Origin of the sequence: Nocardioides sp. (assembly GCF_044226305.1) — a bacterium.
In the GTDB taxonomy this organism is placed as follows: domain Bacteria; phylum Actinomycetota; class Actinomycetes; order Propionibacteriales; family Nocardioidaceae; genus Nocardioides.
The window spans coordinates 17,550-35,667 of the sequence record NZ_JBGAHF010000027.1; the positions used below are offsets into that span (position 1 = coordinate 17,550).

The 18,118-nt window shown below is 73.5% G+C and carries 15 protein-coding genes; 6 read left to right on the forward strand and 9 right to left on the reverse strand.

Annotated features, from left to right (window positions below):
• Positions 1–77: 77 nt before the first annotated feature.
• Genes ACILQ5_RS19965 through ACILQ5_RS19975 form a run of 3 tightly spaced genes read left to right on the forward strand, consistent with a single transcriptional unit; the run spans position 78 to position 5,877 of the window.
• Positions 78–1,310, forward strand: a complete 1,233-nt coding sequence (locus ACILQ5_RS19965) for an anaerobic sulfatase maturase (RefSeq protein ID WP_395659782.1) — start codon at positions 78–80, stop codon at positions 1,308–1,310.
• Positions 1,303–4,209, forward strand: coding sequence for a sulfatase-like hydrolase/transferase (locus tag ACILQ5_RS19970; protein ID WP_395659783.1), 2,907 nt, complete (start codon positions 1,303–1,305; stop codon positions 4,207–4,209). The genes ACILQ5_RS19965 and ACILQ5_RS19970 overlap by 8 nt, the downstream gene beginning before the upstream one ends.
• A 54-nt stretch (positions 4,210–4,263) precedes the next feature.
• Entirely contained in the window at positions 4,264–5,877 is a 1,614-nt protein-coding gene (locus ACILQ5_RS19975) for an MFS transporter (RefSeq protein WP_395659784.1), read from the forward strand.
• Positions 5,878–6,146: 269 nt separating this feature from the next.
• Here the strand turns inward: ACILQ5_RS19975 and ACILQ5_RS19980 are convergent, their stop codons facing one another.
• Genes ACILQ5_RS19980 through ACILQ5_RS19990 form a run of 3 tightly spaced genes read right to left on the reverse strand, consistent with a single transcriptional unit; the run spans position 6,147 to position 11,351 of the window.
• On the reverse strand, positions 6,147–7,931 hold the full coding sequence (locus ACILQ5_RS19980; protein WP_395659785.1) for a thiamine pyrophosphate-requiring protein: 1,785 nt from the start codon (positions 7,929–7,931) through the stop codon (positions 6,147–6,149).
• A 52-nt stretch (positions 7,932–7,983) separates the two neighbouring features.
• The gene (locus tag ACILQ5_RS19985; protein WP_395659786.1) at positions 7,984–9,564 is read right to left on the reverse strand and encodes a phytoene desaturase family protein; all 1,581 of its coding nucleotides are present in this window, start codon (positions 9,562–9,564) and stop codon (positions 7,984–7,986) included.
• 56 nt (positions 9,565–9,620) lie between these two features.
• Positions 9,621–11,351, reverse strand: coding sequence for a glycosyltransferase family 2 protein (locus ACILQ5_RS19990; RefSeq protein WP_395659787.1), 1,731 nt, complete (start codon positions 11,349–11,351; stop codon positions 9,621–9,623).
• A 183-nt stretch (positions 11,352–11,534) separates the two neighbouring features.
• Here ACILQ5_RS19990 and ACILQ5_RS19995 point away from each other — a divergent pair, with 183 nt between their 5' ends.
• Positions 11,535–12,080 carry a hypothetical protein gene (locus tag ACILQ5_RS19995; protein ID WP_395659788.1) on the forward strand — a complete coding sequence of 182 codons (546 nt, stop codon included), beginning with the start codon at positions 11,535–11,537 and terminating at the stop codon, positions 12,078–12,080.
• Between the two features lie 4 nt (positions 12,081–12,084).
• Here the strand turns inward: ACILQ5_RS19995 and ACILQ5_RS20000 are convergent, their stop codons facing one another.
• Positions 12,085–13,743, reverse strand: a complete 1,659-nt coding sequence (locus ACILQ5_RS20000) for a GAF domain-containing protein (protein WP_395659789.1) — start codon at positions 13,741–13,743, stop codon at positions 12,085–12,087.
• Between the two features lie 215 nt (positions 13,744–13,958).
• Here ACILQ5_RS20000 and ACILQ5_RS20005 point away from each other — a divergent pair, with 215 nt between their 5' ends.
• Positions 13,959–14,948: an Acg family FMN-binding oxidoreductase gene (locus tag ACILQ5_RS20005; RefSeq protein WP_395659790.1), complete on the forward strand. Its 990-nt coding sequence runs from the start codon at positions 13,959–13,961 to the stop codon at positions 14,946–14,948.
• A 19-nt stretch (positions 14,949–14,967) separates the two neighbouring features.
• Here ACILQ5_RS20005 and ACILQ5_RS20010 read toward each other — a convergent pair whose 3' ends face one another.
• The 5 genes from ACILQ5_RS20010 to ACILQ5_RS20030 all read right to left on the reverse strand — a co-directional run bounded on the left by ACILQ5_RS20010 (position 14,968) and on the right by ACILQ5_RS20030 (position 17,473).
• Positions 14,968–16,260 carry an NAD(P)/FAD-dependent oxidoreductase gene (locus ACILQ5_RS20010; protein WP_395659791.1) on the reverse strand — a complete coding sequence of 431 codons (1,293 nt, stop codon included), beginning with the start codon at positions 16,258–16,260 and terminating at the stop codon, positions 14,968–14,970.
• A gap of 111 nt (positions 16,261–16,371) precedes the next feature.
• Positions 16,372–16,602 carry a hypothetical protein gene (locus tag ACILQ5_RS20015; protein WP_395659792.1) on the reverse strand — a complete coding sequence of 77 codons (231 nt, stop codon included), beginning with the start codon at positions 16,600–16,602 and terminating at the stop codon, positions 16,372–16,374.
• The gene (locus tag ACILQ5_RS20020; protein WP_395659793.1) at positions 16,599–16,892 is read right to left on the reverse strand and encodes a hypothetical protein; all 294 of its coding nucleotides are present in this window, start codon (positions 16,890–16,892) and stop codon (positions 16,599–16,601) included. Before ACILQ5_RS20020 ends, ACILQ5_RS20015 begins: the two co-directional genes overlap by 4 nt.
• Positions 16,893–16,919: 27 nt before the next feature.
• Positions 16,920–17,084, reverse strand: a complete 165-nt coding sequence (locus ACILQ5_RS20025; protein ID WP_395659794.1) for a hypothetical protein — start codon at positions 17,082–17,084, stop codon at positions 16,920–16,922.
• A gap of 182 nt (positions 17,085–17,266) precedes the next feature.
• Positions 17,267–17,473, reverse strand: coding sequence for a DUF1918 domain-containing protein (locus ACILQ5_RS20030; RefSeq protein WP_395659795.1), 207 nt, complete (start codon positions 17,471–17,473; stop codon positions 17,267–17,269).
• A gap of 225 nt (positions 17,474–17,698) precedes the next feature.
• Here ACILQ5_RS20030 and ACILQ5_RS20035 point away from each other — a divergent pair, with 225 nt between their 5' ends.
• Positions 17,699–17,986 (forward strand): DUF1876 domain-containing protein, encoded by a 288-nt coding sequence (locus ACILQ5_RS20035; RefSeq protein WP_395659796.1) that lies wholly within the window; start codon positions 17,699–17,701, stop codon positions 17,984–17,986.
• The last annotated feature ends 132 nt before the right edge of the window (positions 17,987–18,118 follow it).

Consider the following 18,118-nt stretch of genomic DNA (forward strand, 5'->3'; position numbering starts at 1 on the left):
GCCACGGCGGCAACGGGACGTACGGTCGGGACCAACGGCACTGAACGCCACGGCTCGTCCTCACTAGCGTCGGCCGGGTGAGTCGAGCGTTCCACGTGATGGCCAAGCCGACCGGTGCCGTGTGCAACCTCGACTGCACCTACTGCTTCTACCTGACCAAGGACCAGCTGTTCCCCGGCTCGGACTTCCGGATGTCCGACGAGGTCCTCGAGCGGTACGTCACCGACCTGCTCGCGGCGCACCGCGACCAGCCCGAGGTGGTGGTCGCGTTCCAGGGCGGCGAGCCGACCATGATGGGGCTGGACTTCTTCCGGCGGGTGGTCGAGCTCGAGCAGCGGCTCGTCCCGGCCGGGCAGGCCGTCCTCAACACCGTGCAGACCAACGCGACGCTGGTCGACGACACCTGGGCGCAGTTCCTCGCCGAGCACCACTTCCTGGTCGGGGTGTCGGTCGACGGGCCGCGGGAGCTCCACGACGCCTACCGGGTGGACAAGGGCGGCAAGCCGACCTTCGACCGCGTGCTGGCCGGCCTCGCCGCCCTGCAGCGGCACGACGTGGAGTGGAACGCGCTCGTCACGGTCAACCGGGCCAACCAGGCGCACGGCGCGGAGGTGTACCGCTTCCTGCGCGACGACCTCCACGCCGGCTTCGTCCAGCTGATCCCGATCGTCGACCGCGTCGACGGCGAGGTCGCGCCGCACTCGGTCGAGCCGGCGGCGTACGGCGACTTCCTGTGCGCGGTCTTCGACGAGTGGGTCCGCCACGACGTCGGCACGGTCTTCGTGCAGGGCTTCGACACCGCGCTCGCGCACTGGCTCGGCCTCGAGGGGATGGGCGTGTGCGTGCACGAACGCACCTGCGGGGCGTCGGTCGCCCTGGAGCACACCGGGGACGTCTACTCGTGCGACCACTTCGTCGACGCCGAGCACCGGCTCGGGTCACTGGCCGAGGGCCGGACCCTGCTGGAGCTGGTCGGGAGCCCGCAGCAGGAGGCCTTCGGCGCGGCCAAGCTCGAGACGTTGCCCGGGCAGTGCCGCTCCTGCCGGGTGCGCTTCGCGTGCAACGGCGGCTGCCCCAAGGACCGCTTCGCCACGACGGCGGACGGCGAGCCCGGCCTCAACCACCTCTGCGCCGGCTACCGGCGCTTCTTCGAGCACGTCGACCTCCCGATGCGGTTCATGGCCGACCGGGTCCGCTCCGGCGGCGAGGCCGACGAGGTGATGACCCTGATGGCACGACGCGACCGGACGGCCGCGACCCACCGAGTGGAACCCCGAGCACGACAGAGAGTAGGAGAGAACCATGGCTGACAACCTGATCCTGGTGGTCGCGGCGTACCAGGACCTCGAGGCGGCGCAGCGCGAGTTCGACACGCTCGCCGCGCAGGTGGCGGACCGGCAGGTCGCCTCGCGCGGTCTGATCCTGGTGTCGAAGGACGCCGAGGGGGCCACCACCGTGCACGACACCGGGGACCACCTCGGCCGTCGCGGCGCCGGGTGGGGCGGCGGTGTCGGCGTGCTCGTCGGCCTGTTCGCTCCCCCGCTCCTCGCGTCCGTGGCCGTCGGCGCGACCGCCGGGGCGGTCGTCGGGAAGTTCACCGGGCACAAGGTCCGGGGCGCCATCGAGGAGAAGATCGGCGACGCGATGCCGGCCGGCACGGCGTTCGTGATCGGGCTGTTCCCGCCCGACGAGCGGCTCGCGGTCGAGCAGCAGCTGACCGGCTCGCCCGCGAAGTCCGTCGTCGAGATGGACGAGGCCGGGCTGCGGGACCTCCAGGACGCGCTGGGCGAGGCGATGGGCAAGTTCAGCCCCGACCGCACCGTGCTGCCCGTCCCGGACAAGAAGTTCGGGGGGACCGCCGGCCGCACCCTGCGCGAGTCGGTCCCCGACTGGTCGTTCGTCCCGGGCATCCAGGCACCCGAGGGTGCCCCCAACGTGCTGGTGGTCCTGATCGACGACGCCGGGTTCGGCTCGATCGACTCCTTCGGCGGACCGGTGACGACGCCGACGTTCACGCGGGTCCAGGACATGGGCCTGACCTACAACCGGTTCCACGTCACCGCGGTCTGCTCCCCCACCCGCGCCGCCCTGCTCACCGGTCGCAACCAGCACCACGTCGGCTTCGGCTCGATCACCGAGTTCCCCGGCCCGTTCCCCGGCTACTCCGCCCGCAAGCCGCGCAGCTGCGCCGCGTTCCCGCGGATCCTCAAGGAGAACGGCTGGGTCACCGGCGGCTTCGGCAAGTGGCACATGACGCCCGACAACGTGCAGGGCGCCGCCGGCCCGTTCGACCTCTGGCCGAAGGCCTGGGGCTTCGACCACTGGTGGGGCTTCCTCTCCGGTGCCGCCGGGCAGTACGACCCGGTCGTCACGATGGACGACTGGACCGTCGGCGTCCCCGAGGGCAAGGACGGCGAGCAGTACTACTTCCCCGACGACCTGACCGACAAGGCCGTCGAGTGGCTGCACGCCGTCCGCGCGCAGGACCGCACCAAGCCGTGGATGATGTACTACTCGACCGGCTGCGCGCACGCCCCGCACCACGTCGCCACGGCCTGGGCGGACAAGTACAAGGGGCAGTTCGACGAGGGCTGGGACGTGCTGCGCGAGCGGACGCTCGCCCGCCAGAAGGAGCTCGGCATCGTCCCGCCGAACACCGAGCTGACCGAGCGACCCGACCTGTTCCCCGCCTGGGACACGCTCAGCGACAACGAGAAGCTGCTCTACGTGCGCCAGATGGAGGTGTACGCGGGCTACCAGGAGAACGCCGACTGGAACGTCGGACGGCTGCTCGACGCCATCGAGGAGCAGGGCGACCTCGACAACACCCTGGTCTTCTACATCTGGGGCGACAACGGCGCGAGCATGGAGGGCACGGTCACCGGCTCCTTCAACGAGATGACCTTCCTCAACGGCGTCGTCCTCGACGCCGACCAGCAGCTCGCGCTCATCGAGCAGTACGGCGGCATCGAGGCGATCGGCAACGACCACACGGCGCCGCACGTGGCGGCCGCCTGGGCGCACGCCATGAACACCCCGTTCCAGTGGGGCAAGCAGATGGCCAGCCACCTCGGCGGCACCCGCGACCCGATGGCGGTGGCCTGGCCGGCGCGGATCTCGCCGGACAAGGCGGTGCGCTCGCAGTTCACCCACTGCATCGACGTCGGCCCGACCATCCTGGAGGCCTGCGGGCTCCCGGAGCCGACCGCCGTGGACGGGATCGACCAGGACCCGATGGACGGGACCAGCTTCCTCTTCTCGTTCGACGACGGCGCGGCTCCCGAGGCGCACACCTCGCAGTACTTCGAGATGTTCGGCGGCCGGGCGATGTACCACGACGGCTGGTGGGCCGCGTCGAAGCCCGACCGGATCCCGTGGGACTTCTCCCCCGAGTCGATCAAGAAGTTCGGGCCCGACGGTAACTGGGACCCCGACCGGGACGCGCCGTGGGAGCTCTACGACCTCACCACGGACTTCTCGCAGGCCCGGGACGTGGCCGCGCAGCACCCGGACAAGGTCGCCGAGCTCCAGGAGCTCTGGTGGCAGGAGGCCGAGCGCAACCAGGTGCTGCCGATGTGGGCCGGGGCGAGCGTGATGTTCGGGATCCTGCCGCCGCTGCCGACGGTGACCCGCTTCGAGTTCGCCGGCGACGTGCAGAACGTCGCGCGCGGCATGATCCCGCGCGTGTACGGCCGTTCGTACGCGATCGAGGCCGAGCTCGAGGTGCCGGAGAGCGGGGCCGAGGGCGTGATCGTCGCGAACGCCGACTTCATCGGCGGCTTCGGCCTGTGGGTCGACGGCGACCACCTGCTGCACCACACGTACTCCTTCCTCGGGGTCGAGACGTACAAGCAGGTCGCGACCGAGCCGCTGCCGCCGGGCGACGTCCGGGTCAAGATGCTCTTCGAGTCCGACCAGCCGGTGCCGGGCAGCGGCGGGAAGGTGACCCTCTTCGTCGGGGACCGGGAGGTCGGCGGCGGGACGATGCCGCACACCGTGCCGCTCGCGTTCACGTCGTACGCCGGCATGGACATCAGCCGCGACAACGGCCTGGTGGTCGACCTGGACTACGAGGACAAGGCGCCGTACACCTTCACCGGCCGCGTGAAGAAGGTCGTCTTCGACCTCCAGCCGGTCAGCCACGACGACGAGCGGCGGCTCCAGCAGCACGCCCTGAACCACGTCGTGGGCGACGGCGCGGCCGGCTGAGTTCGCCTGCAACGGGGGAGGTAGGGCCGCCCCCGGTTCAGCACCATGGCGCGCATGACCACTGACGCCGCTACCCCAGCACCGAGCGCCTCCGGGGGCGAGCCCGGGTCGACCGAACCGGCCCGGGCGAAGGCGGTGCTGCTGACCCTGATCCTGGTCGCGGCCGTGGCCAACCTGAACCTGTCGGTGGCCAACGTCGCGCTGCCCGACATCGGCAAGGCGTTCGACTCCTCGCAGACGATGCTCGACCTGATCGCGGTCGGCTACTCCCTCGGTCTGGCGGCGTCGGTGCTCTGGTTCGGCGCGCTCGGCGACCGCTACGGGCGCAAGCTGATGATCCTGATCGGCATGCTGCTGTCGGTGCCGGCCTGCCTGGTGGCCGGGTTCGCGCCGTCCGACACGGTGCTGTTCGGCGCCCGCGTGGTCGGCGGCCTGTCCGCCGGCATGGCCTACCCCACGACGCTGGCCCTGATCACCGCGCTGTGGAGCGGTCCGGCGCGCACCAAGTCGATCGCGCTGTGGTCGGCGCTCGGCGGCGGCATCGCGGCGCTCGGACCGATGGTGTCCGGGCTGCTGCTCCAGCACTTCGACTGGGGGTCGGTCTTCCTGGTCACCATCCCGCTGGCCCTGCTCGCCCTGGTCCTGGCCTGGCGCCTGGTGCCCGCGCACGTCAACGAGGCGACCGAGCCGGTCGACAACGTCGGCGGGGTGCTGTCCGCGGTGATGATCGGCGCCCTCGTGGTCGCCATCAACTTCGTGACGGTCCCGAACCTGCAGACGACCGCCTACGCGCTCCTCGGGGTCTTCGTGGTCGGCCTGGTGCTGTTCCTGGTCCGTCAGCGCCGCGCCGCCAACCCGCTCTACGACCTGCGGGTCGCGAAGCGGGCGACGTTCTGGGTCGCCGCCTGTGCCGGCATCATCGTCTTCGGCTCGCTGATGGGCATCGCGTTCGTCAACCAGCAGTACCTGCAGAACGTGCTCGGCTACTCCAGCCTCGACGCCGGTCTCGCGATCCTGCCGGCCGTGGTGTTCATGATCCTGGTCGCTCCGCGCTCGGCGATCCTGGTGCAGCGGATCGGGTCGCGCGCGACGCTGCTCGCCGGCCAGACCCTGCTGGCCCTGGCGTTCGTCGGGATGCTGCTGCTCTGGAAGGACTCCTCGCCGTACTGGCAGGTCGCGATCCCGCTGGCGCTGATGGGCGCGGGGGTCGGCCTGGCCGGCACCCCCTCGTCGAACTCGCTGACCGGCTCGGTGCCCGTCACCCGCGTCGGCATGGCCTCCGGCACCGCCGACCTCCAGCGTGACCTCGGCGGGGCGTTCATGACCTCGATCTTCGGCGCGCTGCTGACGGCCGGGTACGCGTCCGCGATGGGCGCCGCGATCGCCTCGTCCGGCAAGGACGTCTCGTCGTCGACGCAGGCCACGCTCCAGCTCTCCTACGCCAGCGCCGCCGACCTCGCCAGCCAGAACCCGAAGTACTCCGAGCAGATCCTCGCCGCCGCCCGCTCGTCGTTCCTCGAGGGCGACCAGTGGGCCTACATCGCCGGGCTGGTCGCCGTCCTCGTCGGCATGGCGCTGGTGTTCTTCCTGTTCCCGAGCAAGGCGAAGGAGCACGAGCTGCACGCGACGTACGCGGCCGAGGACGCCGAGGCGGCGTCCGCGGGCTGAGGGCCGTCCGCTCCGAGGTCTCGGCAACCCCCAGAGCACATGTGACCCCCTCGGGTCATGGGCCGGCCCGGCCGACGTTCCTGGGGTCCAGATCATGAGCATCCGCACCCGCTTCGCCTGCTGCGGAGTCAGCGGTGACTTCGGCACCGTTTGCTCGACACCTTCGGAGCCGAACCCACCGCCGGCAGCGGTCCAGGCGCTCCCTGCCACGAGGGCGCCGGGGGCGACCCAATCCTCCTCGAGCGCCGGCCCGCGGTGGCGTCGGTCCGTCAGTCCCGGCGCGGGAGCACCTCCTGCACCTTGGTCTTCACGCCCTCCTTGACGACCTGCCACCGGTTCGGGTCGCCCACGAGCGCCCGGGCGGTCTTCAGCATCTGGTCGAGGTCGGAGTGCGGCGGGATCGGGGGGACGTCGGGGTCGCAGCGGACGTCGAGCACGTACGGACGGTCCGCGGCGAGCGCGGTCTCCCAGGCGCCGGCGAGCTTCTCGGGGTCGTCGACCGCGATCGCGCCGAGGCCGAAGCCGGCCGCGACGTCGGCGTACGACATCTCGGGCAGGGCCTGGGACTCGACGAACTTCGGGGTGCCGCCCATCGACCGGAGCTCCCAGGTCACCTGGGTCAGGTCGTTGTTGTGGAGCACGGCGACCACGAGCCGCGGGTCGGACCAGGTGCGCCAGTAGCGGGCGATGGTGAGGAGCTCGGCGAGGCCGTTCATCTGCATCGCGCCGTCGCCCTCGAAAGCGATCGCCGGCCGGTCGGGATGCGCGAACTTGGCGCCGATCGCGTACGGCACCGCGTTGCCCATCGTCGCGAGGGTGCCGGACAGGCTCCCGCGCATGTCGCCCCTCATCCGCACCTGCCGGGCGTACCAGTCGGCCGACGAGCCGCTGTCGGCGGTCACGATCGCGTTCGGCGGCGCGACCACCGAGAACTCGCTGAAGATCCGCATCGGGTTCACCGGGTCGGCGGACACGTGCGCCTCGGCATCCATGACGTCCCACCAGCGGGCGACGTCGTCGCGGATCCCGTCCTGCCAGGACCGGTCCTCCTTGCGGACCAGCAGCGGGATCAACGCGCGCAGGGTGGCGACCGCGTCGCCGACGAGGTTGACCTCGTAGGGGTAGCGCATCCCGATCATGGTGCCGTCGATGTCGACCTGGACGGCGCGCGCCTGGTCGAAGTCGGGCAGGAACTGGGAGTAGGGGAAGCTCGACCCGACGGTGAGCAGCGTGTCGCAGTCGCGCATCATCTCGTAGCTCGGCCGGGTGCCGAGCAGCCCGATCGAGCCGGTCACCCATGGCAGCTCGTCGCTGAGGACGTCCTTGCCGAGCAGCGCCTTCGCGACGCCGGCGCCGAGCAGGTCCGCGACCTCGGCGACCTCCGCGGCCGCGCCGCGCGCGCCCTGGCCGATCAGCATCGCGACCTTCGAACCGGCGTTGAGGAGGTCCGCGGCACGACGTACGGCGGCGTCGTCCGGCACGACCTGCGGCCAGCTGGTGCCGGTGCTGGACGGCACCATCTTGAACGCGTGCTCCGGCGGGGAGTACTCCAGCTCCTGCACGTCGGCCGGCACGATGATCGCGGTCGGGGCGCGGCGCGTCATCGCGATCCGCATCGCCCGGTCCAGCAGGTTCGGCAGCTGCTCGGGGACGTTCAGCACCTGGACGTAGTCGCTGGCGACGTCCTTGAACAGGCTCAGCAGGTCGACCTCCTGCTGGTAGCTGCCCCCCATCGCCGTGCGGGCGGTCTGGCCGACGATCGCGACGACGGGGACGTGGTCCAGCTTGGCGTCGTAGAGGCCGTTGAGCAGGTGGATCGCCCCGGGCCCGGAGGTCGCCGTGCAGACACCGACCCTGCCGCTGAACTTCGCGTAGCCGACCGCCTGGAAGGCCGCCATCTCCTCGTGCCGGGCCTGGATGAAGGCCGGCTGGTCGTCGGCGCGCGAGAACGCGCCGATGATCCCGTTGATGCCGTCCCCGGGGTAGCCGAAGACGTGCTCGACCCCCCACTCGCGCAGGCGGGTCAGCAGCTGGTCGGCGACGGTCGTCGTCATGGGGTGCTCCCTTCGGCGGAATCGCTTCCGGGGAGCCGGTACCCGGTCGGCGTCAGCGCAGGCGCAGCCGGTGCCGGGCGAGCGCGGCCCGGGCGGCGTTGCTGCCCGGCGAGCCGTGCACCCCGCCACCCGGGTGGGCCGACGCGGAGGCGAGGTAGAGGCCGGGGATGCTGGTGCGCGGCCGGCCGAGGCCGGGCACGGGGCGGAACACCAGCTCCTGGTAGAGCTGCGACGTGCCGGCGTTGATCGCGCCGCCGACCAGGCTCGCGTCGCGCTCCTCGAACTCGCGCGGTCCGAGCACCCGCCGGGCGAGGACGCGATCGCCGAACCCGGGAGCGAGCCGCTCGAGCCGGGCCTGGACGCGGTCGCCGAACCGCTCGCAGTCGTCGCGGTCCCACACCCCGCGGATCGAGCCGTCCCCGGCGTCGCGGCCGGTCCGCTGCGGGACGTGGGTGTAGGCCCAGACCGACTCGGTGCCCGACGGCGAGCGCGTCGGGTCGGCGGTCGTCATCTGCCCGCCGAGCAGGAACGGGTGCGCGGGGACCACGTCGGCGGCGATCTGCGCCTGGCTGACCGCCAGCTCCTCGAGGGAGTCGGCGACGTGGAAGGTCCCGGGGGCCACCGGCGGAGCCGACGCCCACGGGACCGGGCCGGACAGCGCCCAGTCGACCTTGACCGTCGACGGGTCGAGGCGGAAGTCCCGCATGGACCGGGCGGTCCGGGCGGGCACGTCCTCGGCCCGGAGCAACCGGCCGTAGAGCACGGGGGCGGACACGGCGGCGAGGACCGCCCGCCCCGCGGCGTACCGGTCCCCCGTGACGGTGCGTACGGCGACCGCCCGCCCCCGGTCGACCTCGATCCGCTCGACGTCCGCGCCGCAGTGCAGCGTCCCGCCGAGGGCGCGGAACCGGCGGGCCAGGGCGGCGGTGAGCTCGCCGGCGCCGCCCTCCGGCACCGGGAACCCGACGGTCTGGCCGAGCATCGTCATGATCAGGCCGAACACCCCGGACCCCGGCGCCGTGGCCGGGATGTCGGCGTGACCGGCGTTGCCCGCGAGCAGCATCTTCGGCGCGACGCCGGTGAAGCGCAGGTCGGCGAGGTCGAGGACCGGCATCAGCAGCTGCCGCACCAGGTCCAGCCCGCCGGCCCGGGCCACGCCCCGGAGCAGCCCGGGGGCGTCGCGCAGCGGCGGGAACGGCCGGGTCAGCCCGCCGACGAGGGGCTGGCCGACCTCGTCCCAGACCGCGCAGAGCTCGCGCCAGGCGTCGCCGTCCCCGGACGCCTGCTGCTCCATCAGGTGGGCGGTGAGCTCGCGGTCCCGCGAGAGCAGCCCCCACGAGCCGTCCGGGAACGGGTGCCCCAGGACGGCCGGCGCGTGCCGCCACCGCAGGCCGTGCTCCTCGAGCCCGAGGCCGCGGAACACCGACGAGGCCGCGGCCAACGGGTAGAACGCACTGAAGGTGTCGTGCCGGAACCCCGGGTGCACCTCGGTGTCGGTGCGCACCGCTCCCCCGGGATCCGGCTGCGCCTCGAGCACCAGCACCGACCAGCCGCGGTCGGCGAGCAGGTTGGCGGCGACCAGCCCGTTCACGCCGGCGCCGACCACGACCGCGTCGTACGACGTGTGGGGCATGTCCCGATGGTCCCCGACCGCGCCCCCGGCCATGCCTGCGGGGCGGCGGTCGCGGCTCAGGACGCGGTCCGACGCCGCGGGATCCAGCGCCGCATCGGCGGCAGCACCTGGAGGATGCTCAGGCCGACGAAGACGAAGGTGTTGAGCGCGACCCAGGCGCTGAGGGCGGCGTACCAGTCGGTGTAGAGCACCGACGTCGGGAGGAGGATCCCGAGCGAGGTGATCGTGGGGACGGCGAGCAGCACGCCGACCGCGTTGACCGCGGGTCGGGGCACGTAGTTCCAGCCGGCCTTGCGGCCGAGCACGATCTCGATGATCGACGTCACGAAGATGACCTGCAGGAACGCCGAGTAGAGGAGCTCGGGGAGGATCGGCGCGGCCAGCGCCCGGGCCCGCCAGCCGACCGCCCACACGGTCACCACCCGCTCGACCACGAAGACCATGCCCATCGTCACCCAGAACGGCGACCAGCGGATGCTGTCGGCGGCGAGCAGCGTGATGGTGAGCAGCAGGAAGTAGGACCACAGCGCCAGGACGCCGTAGGCGAGTCCGAGCTGCTGGCCCCAGTAGATCGCGGTCGCACGGGTGAAGCCGTAGACCCCGATGTTCTCCAGCGCCCCGCGGTGCCAGCGCAGCCGCTGCCGCCACAGGTCCCGCCAGGTCGTCATCACCTCGGTGGTGACCCGGCACTCGGGCGGCGAGGTGAGCCGAGCGCCGAGGGTCTTGAGCGAGAGGGTGAGCTCGTTGTCCTCGGTCATCGCCAGCGTGTCGTACACCTTGCCGTGCGGGCCCGGGATCAGCGTGCCCCGGGACTCCGACACCGTCCGCAGCGCGTAGGCGCGGATCACCGAGGCGGTGCCGGTGAGGACGAAGACGCGGTTGAGCTTGCGGGCGACGACGCGCTGGTAGCGGCCGTACTCGTTGCGCTGGAACTGCCCGATCAGGCCGCCGCCCGGCTCGCCGAAGAACAGGCCGCCCACCGCCATCAGGTCCGGGTCCTCCTCGAGGAGGCCGAGCGCCCGGTCGAGGAACTCGGGGTTGATCGTGGAGTCGGCGTCCATGACCAGCACGGCCTCGTGGGTGTCCGCGTCCTGCACCAGGCCGGCGAGCACCTGGTTGAGCGCACCCGCCTTCTTCTCGGTGTTGCCGACCGTCTCGACGACCTCGGCACCGGCGGCCCGCGCGACCGTGGCGGTCGCGTCCGTGCAGTTGTCCGCGATCACGACCACCCGGTCCGGGCGACGGTCCTGGGCGGCCAGCGACGCCAGGGTGTGGCCCAGCACTGCCTCCTCGTCGTGGGCGGGCACGAGCACCGTGCAGCGGATCCGGACGTCCGGGGGACGCTCCCCCGACGGGATGGCGAGCAGCGGCGTCTCGGGCACCCGGTCGACCCCGAGGGCGCGGGCCAGGGGCGGGCTGAGCAGGACCATCCGGGCGCGGACCCGGCGACTGCCGGTGAGGCGCCGGCCGCGGACCCGGGCGGGGACCCGCCCCGGCACCGCGCTCTGGCGGGACAGCACCCGCATCGACGCCGCGGAGTCCAGCGCCGCGATCCCCACGACCGCCGCGACCCCGATGACCACCGCAGCGACGAAGACCGCCAGGCCGGCCCGGCTGATCTCCACGTTCACCGGGAGGACCGCCGGCTGGTGCCGCGGGTTGGGGCCGCGCACGACCTCCCAGTAGGCGAAGGCGAGCAGCACGCCGGCCAGCAGGAGGAGCCCGAGGCTCACCGCGCCCTGGCGGGCGCTGTGCACACGGGGTGGCGTGGTCGACCGGCGGGCCATGCGCGCCATTGCACCGCCTTCTCGCCGACCTGGCATCACCCGGTACCGGCGAGTGGCCCCCCGGTCTCGGGACCTTGGTCCCGACCGGAGGGACCGACGGCCGGTGCACAGGGCGACCGGCCTGCCGCAGCCTGGGACGTGCGTGGGAGCGACCGGCGAGCCGCGCCCACGGGAGGAGGAGCGATGCCGACGTCGACCCGCAGCAGGCGGAGCGTCTCCGGCCTGGCCGTGTGGCGCCTGAACGACGACGTGCTCGAGCCCGCCACCACCCAGACCCTGGACCAGGCGACCCAGGCGGTGGGCCCGCACGTCACCGGGTGGGCCGTCGTGTCCTGGCAGGTCGGTCGCCCGGCGCCGCGGATCCTGTCGACCGGCCCGGAGGACGGGGCGCTTGACCCGGCGTGCTGGCACCTGCTGTTCGGGGGCATGCTCCTCACGCCGTTGCTCGACGTGCGGTCCGGAGGGCCGTTCCGGGAGCCGCCGCCGCGCCGGCAGGAGATCGACGTCTTCGTGAACCGGGTCCGCGACCTGGTCGTCCCGGGCACCTGGGTGCTCGCCACCCTCGGCCCGGCGGCGCAGGTGTTCACGGCCGCGGACGCCGTCCACGACGCGCTCGGCCTGCGGAGCGCGCTCGCCGGCGCGACCCTCGCGCTGACCGACCGCGAGGCAGCGATCGTCGCCGAGGCGTTCCTCGAGCCCGAGCTCGTGGGGGCCGCTGCGGCGCGGTGACCGCTCAGGCCAGCGGGACCTGCCAGCGCAGGGTCGTGCCCCCGCCAGGTGCGGACTCGACCGTCAGGCGCCCGCCGCGTTCCTCCGCCCGGCGGCGCATGTTCGACAGCCCGCTCTCGGCGATGTCGGCAGCCATCCCCTTGCCGTCGTCGACCACCTCGAGGACGAGGCCGTCGAGCACGCTGAGGCGGACGGCGACCGCGGACGGCGCCGCGTGCCGGGCCGCGTTCGACAGCGCCTCGGTCAGGACGGCCAGCACGTCCGGCACCAGGTCGTCGCCGACGACGGTCCGCACCGGGCCCTCGAAGTGGAGGGACGGCCGAAACTTCAGCGCGGCGCGCGCCCGGTCCACGACCTCCACGACGGCGCTCTGGAGGTCCGCACCCGACTCCATCGAGCCGAGCGCGAAGATCGTGTGCCGGATCTCGCGGATGGTCGCGTCGAGGTCGTCGACGGCGGTGTCGAGCCGGGCGACGAGGTCGGGGTCCGACGCCGAGCGCAGGGCCGTGGCCTGGAGGCCGAGGCCGGTCGCGAACAGCCGCTGGATGACCAGGTCGTGCAGGTCCCGCGCGATGCGGTCCCGGTCCTCGAAGAGTGCGAGGCGCTGCTGGTCGCGCCGCGCGTCGCTGATGTGCAGGGCGAGGGCCGCCTGCTCGGCGAACCTGGTCGGGAGGGCGGGGTCGACGAGCGACCAGGCGTCCCCGGCGCCGCGCAGCCAGGCCAGGGCGACGACCCCGCCGACGCCGGCCGAGCTGCGCAGCGGTACGACGATCGCCGGGCCCAGCTGGGGCCACCCCATCTTGCGGCCGACGTCGAGGGCGCGGGGGTCGGCGCCGAGGTCCTCCACGGCGATCGGCTGGGCGCTCGAGACCACGCTGCGCGCCAGCGACCTGCTCAGGTCCAGCTCGGCCATCACCTTCGGGTCCGCCGGGAACCCGGACGTGACCCGGAGCGACAGGTGCTCGTCGTCGGGCCCGGCCACCACCCACGCCACGTCGGCCTCGGCCAGGGCACGCGCGCGGTCGGCGACCATCTGCAGCGCCGAGTCCTCGGCACCCGGGCGCAGCAGCGCCGAGGTGACCTCGGCGGCGGCGTCCAGCCAGCGCTCCCGCCGCGCGGCCTCCTCGTGCAGCCGCGCGTTCTCGATGGCCACGCCGGCAGCGGCCGCGAGCGCGGTCACGATCTGCTGGTCCTCGTCGCTGAAGTCGGCGCCGTCCAGCTTCTCGGTCAGGTAGAGGTTGCCGAAGACCTTCTCGCCGATCCGGACCGGCACCCCGAGGAACGAGCCCATCGGAGGATGGCGCGCCGGGAAGCCGTACGACGCCGGGTGGCCGGCGATCTCGTGCAGGCGGACCGGCTCGGGACGGTCGATGAGCAGGCCGAGGAGGCCGTGCCCGCGCGGGAGGTCTCCGATCGCCGCCCGCTGCTCCGCAGAGAGTCCGTGCGTGATGAACGTCTGGAGGCGGCGCTCGCTGGTGCCCCCACTCTCGGCGATGACCCCCAGCGCGGCGTACTGGGCGTTCGCGAGGTCGGCCGCCACCTCGACGATGCGCTGCAGCAGGTCGTCGAGCGTGAGGTCGGCGGCCATCGTGACGACGCCGTCGAGGAGCACCTTCCAGCGGTCCTGGTCGTCGGGCACGGAGCGTCCTCCGTCCGTCACCATGCTTCCTCCCTCGGCGCCTGCGGGAGACGCTGCTCGACGGTAGCAACTCGGCACCGCCGGTGCGACCGCCCCGCCGCCGACACCCCCGTCGACACCCCCGTCGACACCCGCCGGTGGGGTCCCGTGGGCGTGGGACTTTCGCCACTTCCGTCGACGCCCGCGAGTGCGGACCCTCGGAGGAACAGGTCAGCACGTCGGCCGGACGAGGAGGAGGCATGTCCGTGATCTCGCGCAGCGAGCGTGCCCACGCATCCGTCACCACGGGGCGCGACATCGTCGCGTTCGGAACCCGGGCGCCCAGCATCCACAACACCCAGCCGTGGTCCTGGCGGATCGACGGGTCGCGGATCGACCTGCGTGCCGACCGCGGCCGGCAGCTCCACGTCGCCGACCCCGAGGGCCGCCACCTGACCATCAGCTGCGGCGCCGCGCTGCACCACGCCGTCGTCCGCGCCCGCACGCTCGGGTTCGAGGCCGAGGTCGAGCTGCTGCCGACCGCCGGCGACCCCGACCACCTCGCCACCATCCAGCTGGTGCCGGGTCGTCCGGACCCCGAGGCCGAGGCCGAGGCCGAGCTCCTGGGTCGGCGTCGCACCGACCGCCGTCGGTTCACGGCCTGGCCGCTGCCGGACGACCGCCTCGACCAGCTGGTCGCGGCCGCCGTGGAGCCGGGCACCGACGCCCTCACGATCCGTGAGCCCGCCCGACGGGTCCGGGTCGGGCTGCTGGTCAGCAAGGCGGCGTGGGTCGAGAGCCACGATCCGCGCTACGCCCGGGAGCAGGAGCACTGGACGCTGCCGACGCCGGAGGGTGGCGTCCCCGAGACGCACCGGCCGGCACCGCACCCCCGGCTCCGCGTCAGCTCCCGGTACGACGACCCGGGATCCGAGTCGATGGGACGCGATCCCGTCCAGGGGACCGACGGGCTCGTCGTCATCACCACGGAGGAGGACGGCCCGCGCGACTGGCTGCGGTCCGGCACGATGCTCTGCCGGCTCTGGACCGAGGCGATGACGGCCGGGCTGTCGCTGGTGCCGCTCAGCCAGCTGGTCGAGGTCCCCGACACCCGGGCCGCGCTGGCCGACGAGATCGTCGCCGGCGCCGGGCACCCGCAGCTGCTGCTCCGGCTGGGCTGGCAGGAGATCTCGCGCAACCCGCTGCCCCCCTCGGGACGGCGCCCGCTCGACGACGTGCTGCTGCCCTGACCCTGACCTGACCGCGCGGTCAGCCCATGACGGACGTCGGCGCCCCGGGCGGCACGTCCCGGAGACGGGACCAGGTCCGGAGGTCGAGCACCGCGCCGGTGCGGGGGGCGGTGAAGGTCAGCGGGTCGCGGTCGTGGTCGTGCCCCGCCTCGACCTCGGCCACGAGGTGGGCCATCACCTGACCGACCAGGGGCGCGTTCTTGAACTGGTTGCCACTGGTGCCCATCGCGACGTAGTAGCCGGGCGTCGAGACCCGGTCGTAGATCGGCGTCCAGTCGGGCGAGACGTCGTAGACCCCGGCCACCCCGACCGGCCGGCGCGGCACCGTGAGGTCGGGGAACCGGCGCGCCGCCCGCAGCGCCTGGGCCTCGAAGACCCGCGCGGTCGGGCGCAGGTCGGCGTCGTCGGGGTCGTCGAGCCACTCGAACGGGTCGCACTCGGGCTCCATCCCACCGACCACCAGCCGGCCGGCCCCGTGCGGCCGCAGGTAGGTGCCGAGGTCGGGGTCGGCGACCGCCACCACCGGACCGACACCGGGCGCCGCGAGCTCGTGCACCTCCTGGCGCAGCGGTCGGCTCGAGACCCGGAAGTCGGCGTCGACCCCGGCGAGCCGGTTGAGGGAGCTCGACCACGGCCCGGCGGCGTTCACCACGACGTCCGCGTCGACGACCCCGGCGGCCGCGCCGTCGAGGGTCAGCCGCCAGCGTCGCGGGCCGTCGCCGTCGAGGGCGGTGACGGTGTGCCGCAGGAGGAACGTCGCCCCGGCGTGACGGGCGGCGGTGGCGAGGTTCTCGGCCGCGAGGCGCGGATCGTCGACGTACCCGGCGTCGGGGGTGAAGGTGCCGGCGAGCCGCCCACGGGCGTCGGCGAAGAACTCCTCCGAGTCGACCGGGGCGGGCGGTCCGAACCGGCCCGGGTCGATGCCCGGCACCCGGCTGCGGATCTCCTCCGCGTCCCACGCCTCCCACGGCACGCCGACCGCGTCGAACAGGTCGGTCGTCGGCCCGGGCCGGGAGTCGAGCACCAGCATGCCGGTGCGCACGAACCGGGCCGGCTGCTCGTCGTGGCCGAGGTGGGCCGTCCAGTCGGTCCAGAGGTGACCGGCCTCCCACGCCGCGGCCACGCCGGTGAAGGTCGAGTAGTGGAACCGGATGATCGCGCTGGAGGCGCTCGTGGAGCCGAAACCGGCCCCCGGCCCCTTGTCGACCACGAGGACCTGCCGGCCCGCGCGCGCCAGCTCCAGGGCGATCGCGGACCCGATCACCCCGGCTCCGACCACGACGACGTCGGCGGCGCGGGTCGTGCGGCTCATGCGTGGCGGCCGGGGGCGGTCGGGGCGGGGCCCGAGAGGATGTGCACCACGGACGGTCTACCGCACCCGGCACCCCCGGGTCCAGCGAGCGAGGTCGCGCCGACGCGGCGGTCAGACCGGGTGGTGCTCGCGGTCCCGCTGCGTCCCACCCGGGCCGCGGTCGTCCTCGCCGCCGACGGGCTCCTGCCACCGCTGGAGCGCGGCCGCGACGACAGCGGTCCACCTGCGGACGATCCGCGGGCACCGCCGCAGGTGCGGCGCCGCGACCTGGAGCAGGACCACCGCGCACACGGCCAGGACGAGCAGCATCGCGAGCACGGCGACCAGGTCGGTCCCCCTCACGTCGAGCTCCCCTCCCCGACCAGACGGACGACGTCCGGCTCGGTCCCGGTCGGGCCGGTCGCGAGCGCGACGTCCAGGATCGCGAGCGAGCGTCCGCCGACGGTGCCGGGCCGACCCGCCAGCGCTTCCAGGACCCGCGCGCGTGCCTCGCGGAGCACGAGCGGGTCACGCACCTCGGCCCGCAGCCGCTCGCCCGCGGCGTCGACGGTCCAGGAGCCGTCGCACGCCAGTCGCACCAACGTCAGCAGCGCCAGGTCGGCGCGGCGCGGCCTGTTCGGTGGCCTCCTCACCGGTGCCTTCTCGACGCTGGTGGCGGGTCAGGAGGCCCAGGGGCGCGGGACCCGCACGCCGGTCCCCGGCGGGGAGAACGCGCGCCAGCCGAGGGCGATGGAGTCCAGCACCTGGGCGGCACGGACCGCCGAGCGAGAACGCCACGAGAGGAGGTGAGCCAGACGCGGCTCGGAGAGGGACCTGCGGTTCATGCTCTGCTCCCGGGAGGATCCCGGCCCGCCGACGGTTCGGCGAGCGGGGTGTCGGTGAAAGGACGCCGCCGAGGTCTGGGGCAGTGCACGGCAACCTAGCGACGTGCGACCCGGTCGAACAGGGGCAAAGGTCCCGAGATCCGCGCCGCGCCGACGCGCCACGGATCGACCCTCAGACCGGCCTACGGGGCAGCCTGCGGGTCCACGAAGTGCTGCACCTCGGCGTCCGGCCCGGGGAACACCAGGGCCTCGTGCCCGGTGTCGGACCAGCGCACGACGTACGGCGGCGAGCCGTCCTCGTGGCGGACCTCGATGATCTCCCCGTCGCGGACCGGGCCGTCGACGTGGTTGCTCCGGACGACCAGGCGGTCACCCACCGACGCGAACATCGGTCCACCTCCCTCCTGTGCCGTGTCCCCGGCGCGAACGCGGGGGCTGCTCCCACCGTCGCCCCGATCGCGGTCCCGCGCCCACGGTCCAAGGTCCCGCCGGGGTGGGGTCGCTCGGCCGTTCTCCCGGGGCGTCGCAGGACGGACGATCGAGGTGTCGCCGGTGCCCCGTGTCCCGGGACGGCCCGGACAGCCGCGCTGACGGCAGCCGGACGGAGGGCGACCATGACGACATCACTCCACACCAGGACCTGGCACCTGCACATCGACCTGTTCGAGCAGGACGCCACCACGCGCGCCGAAGCCGTGCTGACGACCGACGCCGGGACGGAGCTGCGGCACGTGGGCGTGGCCCACCGGCGCCCGGGTGACCGCGACGTCCCCGAGATCGGCGACGAGCTCGCCGCGTGCCGGGCCCTGTCCGGGCTCGTGCACGACCTGCTCGACGCCACGATCGCCGACATCTCGGCCAACGACCCGGCCGGCAGCGAGCCGGTCGTCCCGCTCGGCTGATATGTACCCCCGGTGTGTCAAGGGGCAGGGTGAGGCGCCGTCGGCACTGGGTGTGTCGGCGGCGCCTCTCTTGGCCTGGCGTCGCGGTGGTGCCTGTCGCAGCGTGTCGTTGTCGACGCGCGGTCGATGCTG